General features: G+C 37.9%; 15 protein-coding genes and 2 pseudogenes. 6 read left to right on the top strand and 11 right to left on the bottom strand.

What is annotated here, in order from left to right; genetic code table 11:
- Positions 1–37: 37 nt before the first annotated feature.
- Positions 38–739: pseudogene (locus tag EGS71_RS00885) on the top strand (IS91-like element ISVsa3 family transposase); the annotation flags it as partial.
- Positions 740–914: 175 nt separating this feature from the next.
- Here EGS71_RS00885 and EGS71_RS00875 read toward each other — a convergent pair.
- Positions 915–1,217: a phosphoglucosamine mutase gene (locus tag EGS71_RS00875; protein ID WP_000251875.1), complete on the bottom strand. Its 303-nt coding sequence runs from the start codon at positions 1,215–1,217 to the stop codon at positions 915–917.
- An 86-nt stretch (positions 1,218–1,303) separates the two neighbouring features.
- Complete coding sequence (gene sul2, locus EGS71_RS00870; protein ID WP_001043260.1) at positions 1,304–2,119, bottom strand: sulfonamide-resistant dihydropteroate synthase Sul2; 816 nt, start codon at positions 2,117–2,119, stop codon at positions 1,304–1,306.
- A 92-nt stretch (positions 2,120–2,211) separates the two neighbouring features.
- On the opposite strand from sul2, the gene EGS71_RS00865 reads away from it, so the two are divergent.
- Positions 2,212–3,302, top strand: a protein-coding gene (locus EGS71_RS00865; protein ID WP_125275246.1) for an IS4-like element ISAba1 family transposase whose coding sequence is annotated in 2 segments (ribosomal slippage) — positions 2,212–2,752 and positions 2,752–3,302 — 1,092 coding nt in all. Because the reading frame shifts where the segments join, the coding sequence is not laid out codon by codon here.
- 291 nt (positions 3,303–3,593) lie between these two features.
- Here the strand turns inward: EGS71_RS00865 and EGS71_RS00855 are convergent.
- The 7 genes and pseudogenes from EGS71_RS00855 to EGS71_RS00825 all read right to left on the bottom strand — a co-directional run.
- A pseudogene (locus tag EGS71_RS00855) lies at positions 3,594–3,719 on the bottom strand (transposase); the annotation flags it as partial.
- A gap of 4 nt (positions 3,720–3,723) precedes the next feature.
- Positions 3,724–5,634: a Mu transposase C-terminal domain-containing protein gene (locus tag EGS71_RS00850; protein ID WP_000573066.1), complete on the bottom strand. Its 1,911-nt coding sequence runs from the start codon at positions 5,632–5,634 to the stop codon at positions 3,724–3,726.
- Entirely contained in the window at positions 5,635–6,345 is a 711-nt protein-coding gene (locus EGS71_RS00845) for a heteromeric transposase endonuclease subunit TnsA (RefSeq protein WP_000736393.1), read from the bottom strand.
- A gap of 311 nt (positions 6,346–6,656) precedes the next feature.
- Complete coding sequence (locus EGS71_RS00840) at positions 6,657–6,926, bottom strand: hypothetical protein (protein ID WP_000168733.1); 270 nt, start codon at positions 6,924–6,926, stop codon at positions 6,657–6,659.
- A gap of 53 nt (positions 6,927–6,979) precedes the next feature.
- Positions 6,980–7,336 (bottom strand): hypothetical protein, encoded by a 357-nt coding sequence (locus EGS71_RS00835; protein ID WP_000798673.1) that lies wholly within the window; start codon positions 7,334–7,336, stop codon positions 6,980–6,982.
- Between the two features lie 45 nt (positions 7,337–7,381).
- On the bottom strand, positions 7,382–7,699 hold the full coding sequence (locus EGS71_RS00830) for a hypothetical protein (protein ID WP_001006517.1): 318 nt from the start codon (positions 7,697–7,699) through the stop codon (positions 7,382–7,384).
- 206 nt (positions 7,700–7,905) lie between these two features.
- Positions 7,906–8,838, bottom strand: coding sequence for a site-specific integrase (locus tag EGS71_RS00825; protein ID WP_000886982.1), 933 nt, complete (start codon positions 8,836–8,838; stop codon positions 7,906–7,908).
- 100 nt (positions 8,839–8,938) lie between these two features.
- Here EGS71_RS00825 and EGS71_RS00820 point away from each other — a divergent pair, with 100 nt between their 5' ends.
- The 4 genes from EGS71_RS00820 (at position 8,939) to EGS71_RS00805 (ending at position 12,522) form a co-directional block, all read left to right on the top strand.
- On the top strand, positions 8,939–9,166 hold the full coding sequence (locus tag EGS71_RS00820; RefSeq protein ID WP_001085037.1) for a hypothetical protein: 228 nt from the start codon (positions 8,939–8,941) through the stop codon (positions 9,164–9,166).
- Positions 9,167–10,669, top strand: a complete 1,503-nt coding sequence (locus tag EGS71_RS00815; RefSeq protein ID WP_000192314.1) for a zeta toxin family protein — start codon at positions 9,167–9,169, stop codon at positions 10,667–10,669.
- 84 nt (positions 10,670–10,753) lie between these two features.
- Positions 10,754–11,920 carry a hypothetical protein gene (locus EGS71_RS00810; RefSeq protein ID WP_000157683.1) on the top strand — a complete coding sequence of 389 codons (1,167 nt, stop codon included), beginning with the start codon at positions 10,754–10,756 and terminating at the stop codon, positions 11,918–11,920.
- A 20-nt stretch (positions 11,921–11,940) separates the two neighbouring features.
- On the top strand, positions 11,941–12,522 hold the full coding sequence (locus EGS71_RS00805; RefSeq protein ID WP_000282778.1) for a hypothetical protein: 582 nt from the start codon (positions 11,941–11,943) through the stop codon (positions 12,520–12,522).
- Between the two features lie 49 nt (positions 12,523–12,571).
- Here the strand turns inward: EGS71_RS00805 and EGS71_RS00800 are convergent, their stop codons facing one another.
- Together EGS71_RS00800 and EGS71_RS00795 are read right to left on the bottom strand one after the other, a co-directional pair.
- Positions 12,572–12,904, bottom strand: a complete 333-nt coding sequence (locus EGS71_RS00800; RefSeq protein ID WP_001049486.1) for a hypothetical protein — start codon at positions 12,902–12,904, stop codon at positions 12,572–12,574.
- Entirely contained in the window at positions 12,905–15,019 is a 2,115-nt protein-coding gene (locus EGS71_RS00795) for an ATP-binding protein (RefSeq protein WP_000204893.1), read from the bottom strand.
- Positions 15,020–15,032: the final 13 nt, after the last annotated feature.

Here is a 15,032-nt window from a genome sequence, read left to right as displayed (position 1 = left end):
TTTAAGGTAAAAGGGGTCAGTTTTAAATTGCCGTTGACACTCGATCACTTACCGTATCGCTGTCGGTTCACAGGCGGGGCGAAAGGTGTTCACTTTGCAAACTCTGCCGACCAGTGGTGATCCGTTCGGTGACGGGATTGGCAAGGTAGCCGGGTCCAGCCTGCACGCCGGCGTGGCGGCCAGGGCCGATGAACGCAAGAAGCTCGAACGGCTGTGCCGGTACATCAGCCGCCCGGCGGTATCCGAGAAGCGGCTGTCGTTAACACGAGGCGGCAACGTGCGCTACCAGCTCAAGACGCCGTACCGGGACGGCACCACGCACGTCATTTTCGAACCATTGGATTTCATTGCAAGGCTGGCCGCCCTGGTACCGAAGCCCAGAGTCAACCTAACCCGCTTCCACGGGGTGTTCGCACCCAACAGTCGGCACCGGGCGTTGGTCACGCCGGCAAAACGGGGCAGGGGCAACAAGGTCAGGGTGGCTGATGAACCGGCAACACCAGCACAACGGCGAGCGTCGATGACATGGGCGCAACGGCTCAAGCGTGTTTTCAATATCGACATCGAGACCTGCAGCGGCTGCGGCGGCGCCATGAAAGTCATCGCCTGCATTGAAGACCCTATAGTGATCAAGCAGATCCTTGATCACCTGAAGCACAAAGCCGAAACCAGCGGGACCAGGGCGTTACCCGAAAGCCGGGCGCCACCGGCTGAGCTGCTCCTGGGTCTGTTTGACTGACGAGCCTGAAGGCCAACGATACCAATCAAAATGCTGCGTTCACAGCGCCGCGGCAGGGATCCGCCGTGCTGGTTGTCGGAAAAGGAGCCGCTAGTGGGAAAGAGGAGGGTAAATTTTCAGCGTTGCTGGCTCCCCGTCAGCCGGATTGGGTTGCATCGCAGGGGTGTCGAAAGAGTCAACTGCGGTCCAAAGCTGTTGGACTTGGGTGAAAAGGGCGTTTATTCTTCCTATACGTTGTCGGCAGCGGGCCAAAAAGGAATACGTCCATGCCCATCGAGGTGAAACCGGCTGTGAGCGCGGGTTCAAGCATATAGCCCGACAGGCGCGTATCCTTGCCGATCACGACACGATGGCGGTGGTCACCGCGACGAAAGACACGGCCAGCCGCCATGCCGACGCGCAAGGCGGTTTCCGCCGTCATCGCGCCTTCGTTGGCTTTGCCACGAATACCGTCTGTGCCGAAATATTTGCGCACCATAAGGTCGATTATCCTGTCGTCGGGTCGCCCTCAAAGGGGACATGCCTGCTGAACCGCGAATATAGAGAAATATCCCGAATGTGCAGTTAACGAATTCTTGCGGTTTCTTTCAGCGCCGCCAATACCGCCAGCCCGTCGCGCAAGGGGCGCGGCTCGTGTGTGCGGATGAAGTCAGCTCCACCTGCGGCGGCGGCAAGCTCTGCAGCGAGTGTCGCGGCCCCGACATCCCCCGGACCACGGCCTGTGAGCGCGCGCAGAAAGGATTTGCGCGAAACAGACAGAAGCACCGGCAAATCGAAGCGCAGCCGCAATTCATCGAACCGCGCCAGCACCGAGAGCGAGGTTTCGGGAGCAGCCCCCAGAAAAAACCCCATGCCGGGATCAAGGACAAGGCGGTTGCGTTTGATACCGGCACCCGTCAGCGCCGCGATGCGCGCGTCAAAGAACGCCGCAATGTGATCCATGATGTCGCCAGCGGGTGCCTCGCGCCGATCTGCCTGCCCGTCTTGCACCGAATGCATAACGACGAGTTTGGCAGATGATTTCGCCAATTGCGGATAGAACGCAGCGTCTGGAAAACCGCGAATATCATTGAGATAGGCCACACCACGCGACAAGGCATAGGCTTGCGTCGCGGGTTGATAACTGTCGAGCGAGACGGGAATGCCATCTGCCTTGAGCGCGTCCAGCACCGGCGCGATACGCGCGATTTCTGTGTCGGACGAAACAGGCGCGGCGTCGGGATTGCTGGATGCCGGACCGAGGTCGATCACATCTGCCCCCTCGGCCATCAGCTTACGCGCCTGCGCAATGGCTGCGTCTGGCGCCAGATACCGGCCTCCATCGGAGAAACTGTCCGAGGTTATGTTGACGATGCCGAAAATGATGAGCGATTTATTCATGGGGGCTTCTATAATAATAATCTCTGTACACGATAAAAATAGATAACTCATTGAAATAATGTCATAATAATTGTTTTCTAACGACGAATACTATGACACATCTCAATGAGTTATATCTTATCTTAAACAAATATCTAAAATGGAACAAGTCACATTTAAAGTGCTTTGCGCTCATCATGCTTGTGATTATTTTAAAGCAAACATGTAATCTTTCTTCTGCATCTAAAGCCTTGCCCATCAAGTGCTTACCACAATCATTTTATCGACGTATGCAGCGCTTCTTTGCAGGTCAGTATTTTGATTATCGTCAAATTTCTCAGTTGATTTTCAATATGTTTTCATTCGACCAAGTGCAACTGACTTTAGATAGAACCAATTGGAAATGGGGAAAACGAAATATTAATATCCTGATGCTCGCAATCGTTTATCGTGGAATAGCGATACCTATCCTTTGGACATTGCTTAATAAACGTGGAAATTCAGATACGAAAGAGCGTATTGCTTTGATTCAACGCTTTATAGCCATTTTTGGTAAAGACCGTATTGTGAATGTGTTCGCAGACAGAGAGTTTATCGGTGAGCAGTGGTTTACATGGTTAATTGAACAAGACATCAACTTCTGCATTCGTGTTAAAAAAACTTCATTGTCACCAATCATTTAGGAAAGAATCATAAAATTAGTGATTTATTTCGCCATCTTAAAGTTGGTCAAATTGAATGTCGTAAACGACGGATTTTGGTTGGTCGGGTGAAACTATATATAAGTGCACTACAGTTAGAAAATGGAGAGCTTTTACTCGTCGTTTCTCCTCAGTTTAATGCCAATGCTATTCAGGATTATGCATTACGCTGGGAAATTGAAACCTTATTCAGTTGTTTCAAAGGACGCGGGTTTAATCTTGAAAATACGCGCTTGACAGACCCTAGACGAGTGAAAAAATTGATTGCGGTGTTAGCTATAAGCTTCTGTTGGTGTTACTTAACGGGTGAATGGCAACATGATCAAAAAAAAGCGATAAAAATAAAGAAGCATGGACGACTCTCAATGAGTTTATTTCGCTATGGTTTAGACTATGTTCAAATGGCGATTCAGCGTTTAATTGGTTTTGGGAAAAAAGAAGAGTTTAAGGAAATTTTGGCAATTTTAAGAAGGCAGAACCCTGATAGGATAAGGGTTCTGTGAAATTTGTCGTGTACAGAGAATAATAATAATCGAGCATGAGTCTCATACGGATGCTCGGGTCGAAAGGGAATCCCCAGGCGAGTAACCTGTTTGCGGTGATCCATTAGCTGCAGGAGCAGAAGAGCATACATCTGGAAGCAAAGCCAGGAAAGCGGCCTATGGAGCTGTGCGGCAGCGCTCAGTAGGCAATTTTTCAAAATATTGTTAAGCCTTTTCTGAGCATGGTATTTTTCATGGTATTACCAATTAGCAGGAAAATAAGCCATTGAATATAAAAGATAAAAATGTCTTGTTTACAATAGAGTGGGCTTTCTTATAGCCAATCCACCGATCAGTGAATAATGTCTCAATCCGTTCACTATCGCTTAATTGCATGATTTCAAGTACATGCTCTGCAAGATATTCATATTTTTCCATCACATCACCTTAAATCATCAAATGCAGTTAAAGGAGTACTCCACAAATCATCACTTGTCTGAAGGCTTTCAGAAACTACAGCCTTTTTAGACTGATTCTGTTCGGATAGCTGAGTAATGGCTTTTTCATTTTCCTTTTTTCTTTGGTTTGAGCGACGTTGCTTTCGAGTCAAGCTTCGAGCCTGATTAAGCTGCTCACGTAGATGTAAAATCGCCTTGTAAATCTCATCCTGATTCTGAACATCCTGACGCCCATTCTTGAGATAGTTCTGTACCTGTCTATATTCAAATAAGCTAATCGGTGGTATCTCTCGCTTTGCAGTGGGTACTTTAAAATAGGTATTAGAAAATGGCTCATAAAACCAAATCTGTGAAATATCCCTCGGATCACGCTTAAATAAGAATTTTCTTTTGCGCTTTCGATTATTGTCGTCTGGATCAATAGAATTAACCCATTGCCTTAAACAGTCTGCAAAATAGAATAAGTTATCTTTCTGCACCCCTGTACGCTGAATGGTCGCTTCAAATTCAGGTAGAAAATCAATAAACAAGGTATCTTCATCTGATACACGTTCTTTCAAACCTGTTCCTGCTGTCGTCTTCGTTCCCCAAACACCTTCTTCCCATTTAACAATAGGTGATGTTCCTAAAGCTGAATGCTTCTTCTGATGATAAACTTTAGTAATCCAATAAACGATATAGTATTCAAGTTCCTTTAATGTCATACAGGCTTGTTTAGCGGAATCATAAGTTCCTCGCTGCTGCACATTTGAAAAAGTTGTACCATCCAGCACATGCATTTCAAGATTGACAATACCAAGCATACGTTCAATATGACCGCCAAATCTCGCCCCACCAATTGGTCTATATTCCCAATGAATCCCATATTTTAGGCAAGCTTTACTGATGTGATTGGTTCTAAAATCGGGTCCATTATCTGTATGCACCGAGTCCATAATACCTTCGACCTGCCATTCAGCATCAATATTTAGTTCGATCAACTTACGTTTTTTTGACAAAATACAAGATGCTATACACATCGCCACTGAAGTCGTACTTGGTGCTTCTAGTGATAGGTAATATCCAACAATCATCCGACTGAAAACATCGATTGCCAAGGTTAAGTGAGGTTTTCCAATCGCTTCTCTGAACTCGTCATCCACGATTTCAATATCTAGAGGTGTATGATCAATCTGCACATATGCCAAAGGGTAATCAGCATTTGGGAATGAACCCGCAGCAGCCTTAAATTTATCTATTGCAGCTTTAGATCCAAGACGTGCTTTCGTTACTTGGTAATTATTTAAAGCCTCGATTCTTCTACGAATAGAGTTTTCATGTGGTGCTTCAAGCTGAAGCCGTGAACACTCTGCTTTTACAATTTCAATCGTTTTGGAAATACTAGGTTTCTTCGCATTCAAATATTCATCATTGATAGCTTGTTTAATGATATTGCTCACTTGAGGTGACAACCTTGATTTTTCAGTTGTCCAACCTCGTTTTTTGGGAATCAACGTCATTAGAGAGTTATTTTCACGATAATCTCTAAGCCACTTCCACAATGTAGAACGATTTACATCATATTCATTCGCTCTATTTTCAACCAGTTCAGTGGTTGAATACTCAATCAAAGGCTTAATAATCTCATAACGTTGTAAAGCAATCTGCCAAGCTTCATTGCTGATATCCTTATCACCTTTGTTTAGGTTTTCAGTTAGCGTATTTTCTCCCTCAAAAACGGTCAAACTTTTAGAATTGACCTGTAAACTACGTACCGAATCAAGACTTGATATAACAATGTCATTAGCATTTAAAACATTCACAATTTTATAAGGGTTTCCCTCATAACCAACAACCACATTGGGTTTAAGTGTGATACGACTACGATCAATACTGACAGCATTAGATTCAATCATTTAGATATTCCTCACAAACGCATCATTTTGGTTAACCCATATCACAGTTTCAGCCGTTAAAGGGCAATACAAGTCACAAGCAATCATTCGCTTTGCCACTAGTGCCCAAACTTGGTGAATCCCTTTTAGAACATTGGTTTTATCTTTAAAAAGATGAGCAGGTAATTGATTAATTGTTGATTGACCTAACTTTTGTAGGGTATCGAGTAATAATTGTTGATCAACGGCATCTATATGAGAGCGTCTAAATTTTTTTAAGAAATTAATATTTTCCCAATACTGATCATATAATCTTGTTTCACTGATAATTTTGAACTTCCATCCTTTATCAGCAGCAAAACGATGAGCTGCTCTAAATTTTGGTTTTAACTTATCCCAGTCCTCAGCAAGCTTTTTCTTGGGCTTAATTTCAATAAGCATAGGTACAGGGAAATCCTCAAAATCATCACAATTCGAGCTTGAAAACTGCACCAAAAAGTCAGGGGTGTAGTTTGATTGATTACCCAATTCAGTGATGTAGGGGATAACTACAGGTTGACCGATAACATCAATCACATTGTTATTAAATTCTTGCTTAAGTATGAAATCACGCTCAAGGGTCGATTCAAACCATATGGTTTTTTCACCTCTAAAAGCATAATTTCCTGAAATACTCCCATAAACAGTTTGAGCTTTTCTAACAGGTAAGTATTCGTCACTCAATTTTTTCATAAAAAATTCACCATTCAGGCACTCGTGCTTATTAATGTAATTTTGTAAGCCACTCTTATCTATTTGTATAAATAATCTGATTTAATTGTGTGAAATTAGAGTGACAACCTATTGATTATCTATAATGCCACTCTATTCTATTGCTGTAAATGACAATTCTGATTCGGAGGTGCCTGAGTCAAAACAAGCAGTAATGAAAAGACTTGTGGAGATAAGAATACATAACTTTGAATATTTCATAGTTTAGTCCTAGATATGACAATTAAATTAGAGCATGTTCTTTTATTTAGAATCATGCATTTATTAAAAAATTATTTGCACTCATTAAGAGATTTTAAGAAAAGATTAATTACTTCATCTATAGTGTTAAATTTATGCTCCGATTTGAATTTTTCTATTACCACAATTGTTTTTAGTAAAAGATTAATTGCTTCATCATTTGAGCTCAATTTATGCTCTGATTTAAATTTTTCTATTACCTCTAAACTTTCTTTTGATAACCAAAGATCCTTACGCGTGAACCCTTTTTTTAACATTTCTTGGCGTTGTTTTGCTTTACGCTCTGCTGCTGTGCTTGCCATAATCTACCTGAAATAATGTTAATAACTTTGGCCAAAAGGATGTGGAGTAGCGATCAGAACAATTCAGCTAATGAACGTGCGTGATTTTCATGTGACATTCTATTAGTTGCAATTAGATCATCAACTTCTTTTTCCGAATTTGCGTAATACTCGCGATAAGACACCACTTTGCCTTTGCAGTATTCCTTCACCTCAGACTCGGTTTTATACAATGTTACATGCGGTGTCATACCATAACGTTCAAATTGGTCAATACTGTCCCAAAAACCACACACATAAAAAGCGAAAGCGGGAGTGTCATCACCTACATGAATTCTTTTATTCGTGGTTACTATAGAATTTACATCTGCCTTAACAACTTTTACGCCGTTAGCTTGAACAATATAACTATTACTAACTGAATTTTTCATTAATCTAAGTCTCCTAATGATATTAAGTTTTTATTTATTCCGGAATTAAAATGCCACTTCTTCCCAGTAGATCTCTAACTGGCGAACTGTCTTAACATTTCCAAAGTCACAACCTTCATGTCCGATAATGACACGAGGCTCAACTTCCTCATCATAGATTTCAATTATGCTTCCCAAAAAAATACCTTTCGGAAGTATGATGTTATGTCTCTGAAGCAATGTGGCCAATGTTGAAACAGGCGTCAAATAATTCAAAATTGATTTTTTAGTTTTAATAGTTGTTTGAAAAAGTACCTCATGCTCAATTTCTTCAAACAATTCAACGTTCTCAACAGTTAATTTATATGCTTTAACTTCATTCATTTTTAACCTCAGCTCATAGGCATTATTGTACATATTGTTATTATAAATTTTATATTGTGACCGCTCACAAAGCAAGAACTATTTTTAATCAATGTTAAGTATCTAGTCTGCTTTAAGTTGTTTCAAACTAAGAAATCTACTCCATTTAACATAATTATGAAACTTTATCCTTATCTAGTCCTTACTTATTGTGAAAATTTAACTTTTTAGTTCTCACCTTCAGTATTTTTTACGGCTCTTGGATGTGTATCCATATAAACATTTGTCATTGAAGTATGGTCCAGATCTGTATAGATCTGAGTAGTATTCAAATTACTATGGCCCAGCATTTCCTGAATTTCACGAATACCTACAGAATTATTTATTAGATGAGTTGCAAATGAATGGCGTAACATGTGTGGGTTGGATTGAATTGGATAACCAGCAAGTTTAAAAGCATTTTTAATTCTTTTATTTATTTGGACTCTTGATAGTTGGGCTCCAGTTGTGGTGACAAAAACATAATTATGTTTTTGATTGGTATCTTTATTCATAATTTCTTCTCTTAAAGGCAACCATTCTAGATACGCTTCAATAGCTTTTGAACCCAAAGGTATAATACGAGTTTTATTTCCTTTTCCTGTAACTCTTACTTGTTTGCGTTTTACCTCTACATTTTCTATTTGTAATGAGTGTATTTCTTCAAGTCTTAAACCACATGAGTATGCTATTTCAATTAGTGCTAAGTCTCTTTTAAAAATAACTGTGCTTGATGGTCGTTCAAATTCTAAATTCTTATTTGAATCTAATACTTCATTTATTACTGTGACTTCATGAAATTTAGGTAAAACTTTACTACTTTTTTTAATTTTAATATCTTCTGCTGGATTGAAATTAATTAATTTTTCTTTAGTTAAATATTGGAAAAATGTTCTTATAGCAGAGATATTTTTTTTTAGTGTAGAAACTCCTACTCCATTTTGAGCTCTATAAGCTATAAATGTTCTAATATCGGATGCTTCGATTTCCTCTAATGCTAAATCGGTATATTCAAAAAATAGATTTAAACTATTTTTAAGCGTGTATATTGTTTCATTAGATTTATTTGCTAACAAATATTCATCTAACCATTTTTTTAGAAGTATTTCTCTGTCTAGCATTAATAAATCCTATTAACAAACTGTAATGATATTATATACGTTTATACAAAATAAGTGGTAAAATATAGCTATCGCAAGACCTGTCCTTATGGTGGTGCTTATGAATAGCAAATTTTCTGTTGATCATTCGAACAAGATTTCTCTTAAAGCAGTGCTTGAAGATCTTGGTTATCAAATGTTTGAAGCAAATAAATGTCCTGATACTCATCCTGTCTATGATCAGTTGCGTGAGCGTTTACGTAAAGATCGTGAACTTCTAGATGCCTTAGATGCTCAAGATGAGAACGCAAATACTGAAGAACGTTCTAGGAGTTTGGATATAAATTAAATGACACAAAAAAATGAACTAGACACCAAGTATGCAGTGATAGTTGCTGGTGGTAATGGAGCTGGTAAATCCACTCTGATAGACAATGTGATAATTCCAAAATTTAATAGTTTAAATCTTGATATAAATTTTATTAATGCTGATGTTTGGCAATTACAACACTTTGGTCATTTTGATAATACCAATCCTACCCATGCACGCGAAGCTCAGAAATGGGCTGAAGCTGAACGTCAAAAACATTTAGATGAAGGACGTTCTTTTATTGCTGAAACAGTTTTTTCGCATCCTTCTAAAGTTGATCTCATCAAGGAAGCTAAGAGTAAGGGATTTTACGTAGTCCTGTATCACATCCATTTAGAAAACTCAGATATCGCACTTGATCGTATTAAAGATCGAGTTCGTAAAGGTGGTCATGATGTTGATGAGGATAAGGTAAAAGCTAGATATGAGCGTGTACTACCCTTAGTTGCTGAAGCTACTCAATATGCAGATTTGACTTTTGTACTTGATAACAGCGTGAGAGATAGGCCTCATCAGCAAGTATTTAAATTAGAGTACGGGAAAATTACTGCGATTGACAACAATGTTCCGGATTGGGCCATTAAAGCTTATGAGAAGCAGCTCACTGATTATCTTGGATTGGATCAAGCAACCAAAATTTCAAATACTAATGAAGATTTAACTATGTCAAATACTAAAGAGAAACTTGGATTCGAGTATAACGCTAGACTGCTGGCTAATGATATTCAACCTCAACATCGAGAAACAGTTGTTGCTAATTATCGAAAGAATTTTGTTGAACATGTAGCGAACTCTGCTGCGGTAGCTGGTAATTCACATAAGCTTGATGATGTAGCATCTTTAATAAATGGCACCACTGTAGGTGGACACAGTGTTAAGGACCAGCGACAAGTATTAAATTTAATTGATGCGTCAAATGAACTGGTAAATATGGTTCGTAATGGAAATTTTGCATTAAATAAATCTACATATTTAAAAGTCAATGGAATTGTTGCAGATCGTGAATCGATTGAAGCTGGTGTTCTACGTGGCGAAGGAGTTGAACAATCATTTACTCCGGATGTAGGAATTAGACACTTTAGAACCCATCGACCGATGAAAACTGAAGAAGATGCTCCAGCGTTAAATAAATTCATGCAAGAAGGGTTTGATCATATCAACTCACTCAAGAACCCACTAGAAAAAGGTATTGCTACATTCCTTTATGGAAGCCTCAACCAATTCACATTTGAAGGTGAGAAAAGAACAGCTCACCTTATGATGAATGGAGTATTGATGAGTGCTGGTTTAGATGCTATTAGCATACCGGCTGATAAGGCAATTGACTTCCGTCAAAAAATGGTTCGTTTCTATGAATCAAAAAATGCGGATGAAGTGATGGAGTTTTTAGCTGACTTGCATCCGGCTCTCAATAATACGAAAAAATTAGATGCAGAAAAGGAAAAGAAATCAGAAAATGACTTTGGCCGCAGCTTTCAGTAATTTTCGTTTATCCTTTTAATATCAATACGAGAGACACTATAATTATAGTGTCTCTTTTTTAATTTAAAGTATTTTGTATTATTTATGGCCAGCCTTAATTCTGAGTTCCAGATCCCTTTAAAAGTGGTTACAACGCGCTTAAATCACATGAAAATTAATTTGCCGCAATTGGTAAAGAAAATTGAAAAGAGAGCGATTGAAAACTTAAAAAGACGTAAAGATAAGAAAGAACAAATTGATCTACTGATAACTTGGGATGATTGGATTTATGCCGCGCTAGATGCTGATCATGAACGTATACATGGGAGCGCGGATCCTCACCCACTTCCACCAACATTCAAAAATAATATGGTTAGTGGTGTATATGAAAAAGCTTTAAAAAATGTCATGGGGCATTTCGGAGTTAAAGCTACTGTTCCAGCATGGGCGGCAAATATAAAGGTTGGTGAGCATATTCCAAAGGAATTGCTTGATCGTCTGCCTGTGACCACTGGAGAGCTTGTAACTCTAGGAAATTGGATGCTCACAAAAAATATATACCGGTTCGAAGACATAGTAATTAATGAGTTAATTAAGACCGGCTTTAATGGGGTTATACCGAACCATATTTTGAACCTTCCCGATTTGTGTGTATACATTCAGACTGATAATGCTAAGGGTCTTACATTCGAAAATAGACAGGTTGTGGGTGTTCTATTCTGTGTAACTGAGCTTTGTGGCGACCGCCTTTTAGTTTCAACAATGTACCTTGATGATGGTATGCCACGCACAATTGCTATTATGTTGAATGAGGACCAAGATATTGAAGCAAGCCTCACAAATTTTGTGGACCAATTTCAACAAGACTATGATCCAGAAACAATGGCTTCAGATCTGAAAGAAAGACTTAAAATACAGAAAAAATTAATCAATCTTGTTTTATGGTTTAGTCAATCAAAACCTGAAGTGACTCCTCTAACTCCAGATGCCACCAATAAGCCGGTGCAATTTGTTGAGGTAAAGAAGGAAAAACGTTTATTTGAAGCTGGTAAATATAAGACTTTTAAAATTGGATCTGAAACAGCAAGGAAATTAACTAAATTATACGAAGAAATTGAAGTGGCCAAAGCTGAAGGAAAAGTGTCTGGTAGAGAGCCACATTTAAGAAAATCACATTGGCACCTTTACTGGTATGGTAAGAAAGGTCGTTATGAGCGTTATGATTTTTTATTAATTCCTGTCACAATTGTTGGCGGCGTTTCAAAAGATTAAACTTTATAAGCAGAGAAAAAATGTATAATTCTGAATCTAAAATATTGGCTGAATACGAGAAAGCGAAGAAGTGGGATAAATACGAGAAAGTATTTTCTAGACTTGGTGTGCTTTCTTTTTTCATATTTATGATTATGATCATAATTTCAGCACTTACTTTAAGTTTAAATGATACCTCACCAACAAAAATATTTAATTCATATTGTTGGGCTGCAATATTGTTTTTTACAATTTTATTCACCTCATTAAGAAATATTGCTGAGCAAATTTCTTTTAAGAAATCTATGGAAATCTTAATAGACTCAAATGATGATGAAGGTGAAAAAGATCATTTGCCAGTAGTAAGAAGACAGCACACAATTATTTGCATAACCGCTTTTTGTGCATTAATAGTTGCTGATTTTATTATATTCTACTTCGTTGCTTTTAATCTCACCCTTCCACTAAATATACTGATTAATAAACCCTTATTTATTATTATGCTGGCTTGTTTGATATTTTTTGCACTTAATTATATGATTTATAAATATAAGTTTAGTAAATTAAACAACGAAGTAACGGTTGCATATGGTAAATACATTGAGAAAAAAAGAAAGAAGTAATATAAGTAAAGGCTCATTAAATGAGCCTTTTTTATACCTTAAAATTTAATTATCTGTTTGATTTAAGATTTGTTCTAAGAATATCAAAAAACGTGTTTGTATCGACTTCTCGCCACTTATAACCATAGAATTCACTAATAGGTATAACCACCTGATGAGTGAATTCTTCTTTATCATTTATGTATCCGGTTTGAACCTTTAGGAACCCATCAAGACCAAAAAAGTCATATCCAATATCTCTACTTAGGGTTGAAAGTGGACAGTTAAAATGGCCTATTGGTTGCTTTAAATAGCCCTTTCCTCTTTTTTTGGGAATTAAAAGGTTAATATCATTTGTACCAAAGAAAACTAGAATAATTTTATCATCATGTTTTAGATTCATTTAGGTGTTCTCTTCAGTCTTGGTTTCACAATTAAAAACATTACTGAGTACCATTGCATTGAAATCATTAAAACCTCTTTTCTTAGCTATAGTTTCATAAATGAAACTTTGCCAAGTTTGCAGCTTTGGATTTCTGTAGCGTGTAGACTTAGGATCAGCCAGCCAAGCATTAAAGGTGTCATAGCTTAATCCGAATAACTCTTTATTCTTTTTCCCTTCCTCAACTGCTTTGAATGAATAATTTAAGTCATGCAGTATGTTATAGAGTTCTCGCGCATTTTGAGGCGTTGGTTGATCGATCATTGCTAAAAGTTTTAATTCAGTTTCATCCGGAGCGGTTGAGCTCGAATTACTATGTATGGTGTTATTAGATGAACTTAGGCTCTCCAGAAGTGGAATAAAGTCATTGCGAATAACAAAATCATGGAATCGTTCATAGAATTCAAAATTATGGCCTTCTTCATCGTCGAGAAGATGTGCATACTCATGGATTAAAATTAATAGTAATCTTAAATATGAATTCTGCTGGTAAAAGCTGATTGTCCTTATATCGAAGACAATATTCGATGTCATGTTGGTCCATGCATTATCTAGCTCTGATTTGCCTAGAAAAATCTCTCGCTTACCATAACAATCATTTATAAAATCTGGATAGGCATCACAAAATCTAGTATTCAATTTTTTTAGAAATTCAAGAAAGCCGGTTTGCTCGTTATTTAGATCTTTTTGGTCAATTATTTTTCGATCAAAAGATATCTTTTCCTTTTCATCCTTATAATTTAAAAGGGTTACTGGAGGTATGTCTGTGAACATTTCATAGTTGGTATAGGCTACAACTATATCTTTAAACTCAGATAACAGCTTCATAAGCATATAATCATAATCATATAAGTTTTCATTATCCGGCTGTTCATTCTTATCGATATACTCTTGAATTAGGCGTGTGCGGAGATAGCCTTGCAAATGCGAAATATCATAGGTTTCCTCCAAGATGAGACAGTTTGTTCTCTTTTCGATTTTTTCAACTACGAGCACGTCGTAATCTGACCTAATTACCATCATGATAGCTTTAGATTTTGAAATATCGATAAGGCTTTGTTTATAACCTTTATAATCGGTAAAGACGTCGAGAGGAGTATTTAGCATCATCAATATTGCCTCTTTATCATACCGGCAATCTTTCAGTGGATTTTTTAGAATATTAGCCAGCATACCTAAAGCTAATTTGCTCGATAGCTTCTTATTTTTTTTCTCATTGATTGTGGTGAGTTTAATAAAGGTTGGATCTACGACATCTCGGATCTTCCCTTCTATGTTTTTAAATAGCTCACAACGATCCTCAATAATTTCATTACGTGAAGATGTAATCTTGAATTGAGATTTAGAAATAATACTACCTTTAAAAATAGCATTTTTAAAACGGGCATAAGGAACCCAAACACCTATATTATAGACTTTAAGGGAATCAGAATTCGGATCTAGAATATAATATGCATAATCATCTTCAATGATTTTGCATTCAGAATCTAAACAATCTGATATATTTTTATTAATTTGATTTTTATTTATGAATACTGGAATTTGAACATATTTAATAATTGATTGGATTTCTTCTATTATTTCAGTAATAGAACCCATCGAATCTGTAATGTTTGTATAAATATAACCGGATATTTTGCATCCATTGAACTTTTTGGCGAGTCTAGTAATAGTAAACCCAAGTTCTTCGTCTGACTTTTCTCTTAGCGGCTTATAGATATCTACTTTGAGTTGGTAGTTGTTACTTGTCCATGTGGTTATAGCGTAATTAAAGACCTGTCCGCGACCAATACGAAATTTTCCGTATGTAGCATCACCCTCTTCATGAGGTGCACCAAACATTGCAAAGTATTCATCAATAGATTTTTTGGTAAAACCTTTTCCATCATCAATAATTTCAAACTGAAGATGTTTTTTGGCATTTAACCATAATTTTATATTTATTTGCGTGGCATTTGCATCAATAGAGTTCATTATCAACTCTACTATCGCTTTAGGTAAACCGTTGGCTTGCTGCTCAATGGCATTTACGATGAACTTGGGATGCAGCTTAAATTTTTTTGTTGTAGAGGTCATAATTATATCCGGT

The sequence above is a fragment of the Acinetobacter sp. FDAARGOS_559 genome (assembly GCF_003940475.1).
Classification (GTDB): domain Bacteria; phylum Pseudomonadota; class Gammaproteobacteria; order Pseudomonadales; family Moraxellaceae; genus Acinetobacter; species Acinetobacter baumannii.
This window is presented reverse-complemented; position numbering and strand designations above follow the sequence as displayed.

Coding starts and splice junctions, on each gene's coding strand:
- EGS71_RS00875 (WP_000251875.1), bottom strand. CDS start 1,217: ATGGTGCGCAAATATTTCGGCACAGACGGTATTCGTGGCAAAGCCAAC.
- sul2 (WP_001043260.1), bottom strand. CDS start 2,119: ATGAATAAATCGCTCATCATTTTCGGCATCGTCAACATAACCTCGGAC.
- EGS71_RS00850 (WP_000573066.1), bottom strand. CDS start 5,634: ATGATTGAATCTAATGCTGTCAGTATTGATCGTAGTCGTATCACACTT.
- EGS71_RS00845 (WP_000736393.1), bottom strand. CDS start 6,345: ATGAAAAAATTGAGTGACGAATACTTACCTGTTAGAAAAGCTCAAACT.
- EGS71_RS00840 (WP_000168733.1), bottom strand. CDS start 6,926: ATGGCAAGCACAGCAGCAGAGCGTAAAGCAAAACAACGCCAAGAAATG.
- EGS71_RS00835 (WP_000798673.1), bottom strand. CDS start 7,336: ATGAAAAATTCAGTTAGTAATAGTTATATTGTTCAAGCTAACGGCGTA.
- EGS71_RS00830 (WP_001006517.1), bottom strand. CDS start 7,699: ATGAATGAAGTTAAAGCATATAAATTAACTGTTGAGAACGTTGAATTG.
- EGS71_RS00825 (WP_000886982.1), bottom strand. CDS start 8,838: ATGCTAGACAGAGAAATACTTCTAAAAAAATGGTTAGATGAATATTTG.
- EGS71_RS00820 (WP_001085037.1), top strand. CDS start 8,939: ATGAATAGCAAATTTTCTGTTGATCATTCGAACAAGATTTCTCTTAAA.
- EGS71_RS00815 (WP_000192314.1), top strand. CDS start 9,167: ATGACACAAAAAAATGAACTAGACACCAAGTATGCAGTGATAGTTGCT.
- EGS71_RS00810 (WP_000157683.1), top strand. CDS start 10,754: ATGGCCAGCCTTAATTCTGAGTTCCAGATCCCTTTAAAAGTGGTTACA.
- EGS71_RS00805 (WP_000282778.1), top strand. CDS start 11,941: ATGTATAATTCTGAATCTAAAATATTGGCTGAATACGAGAAAGCGAAG.
- EGS71_RS00800 (WP_001049486.1), bottom strand. CDS start 12,904: ATGAATCTAAAACATGATGATAAAATTATTCTAGTTTTCTTTGGTACA.
- EGS71_RS00795 (WP_000204893.1), bottom strand. CDS start 15,019: ATGACCTCTACAACAAAAAAATTTAAGCTGCATCCCAAGTTCATCGTA.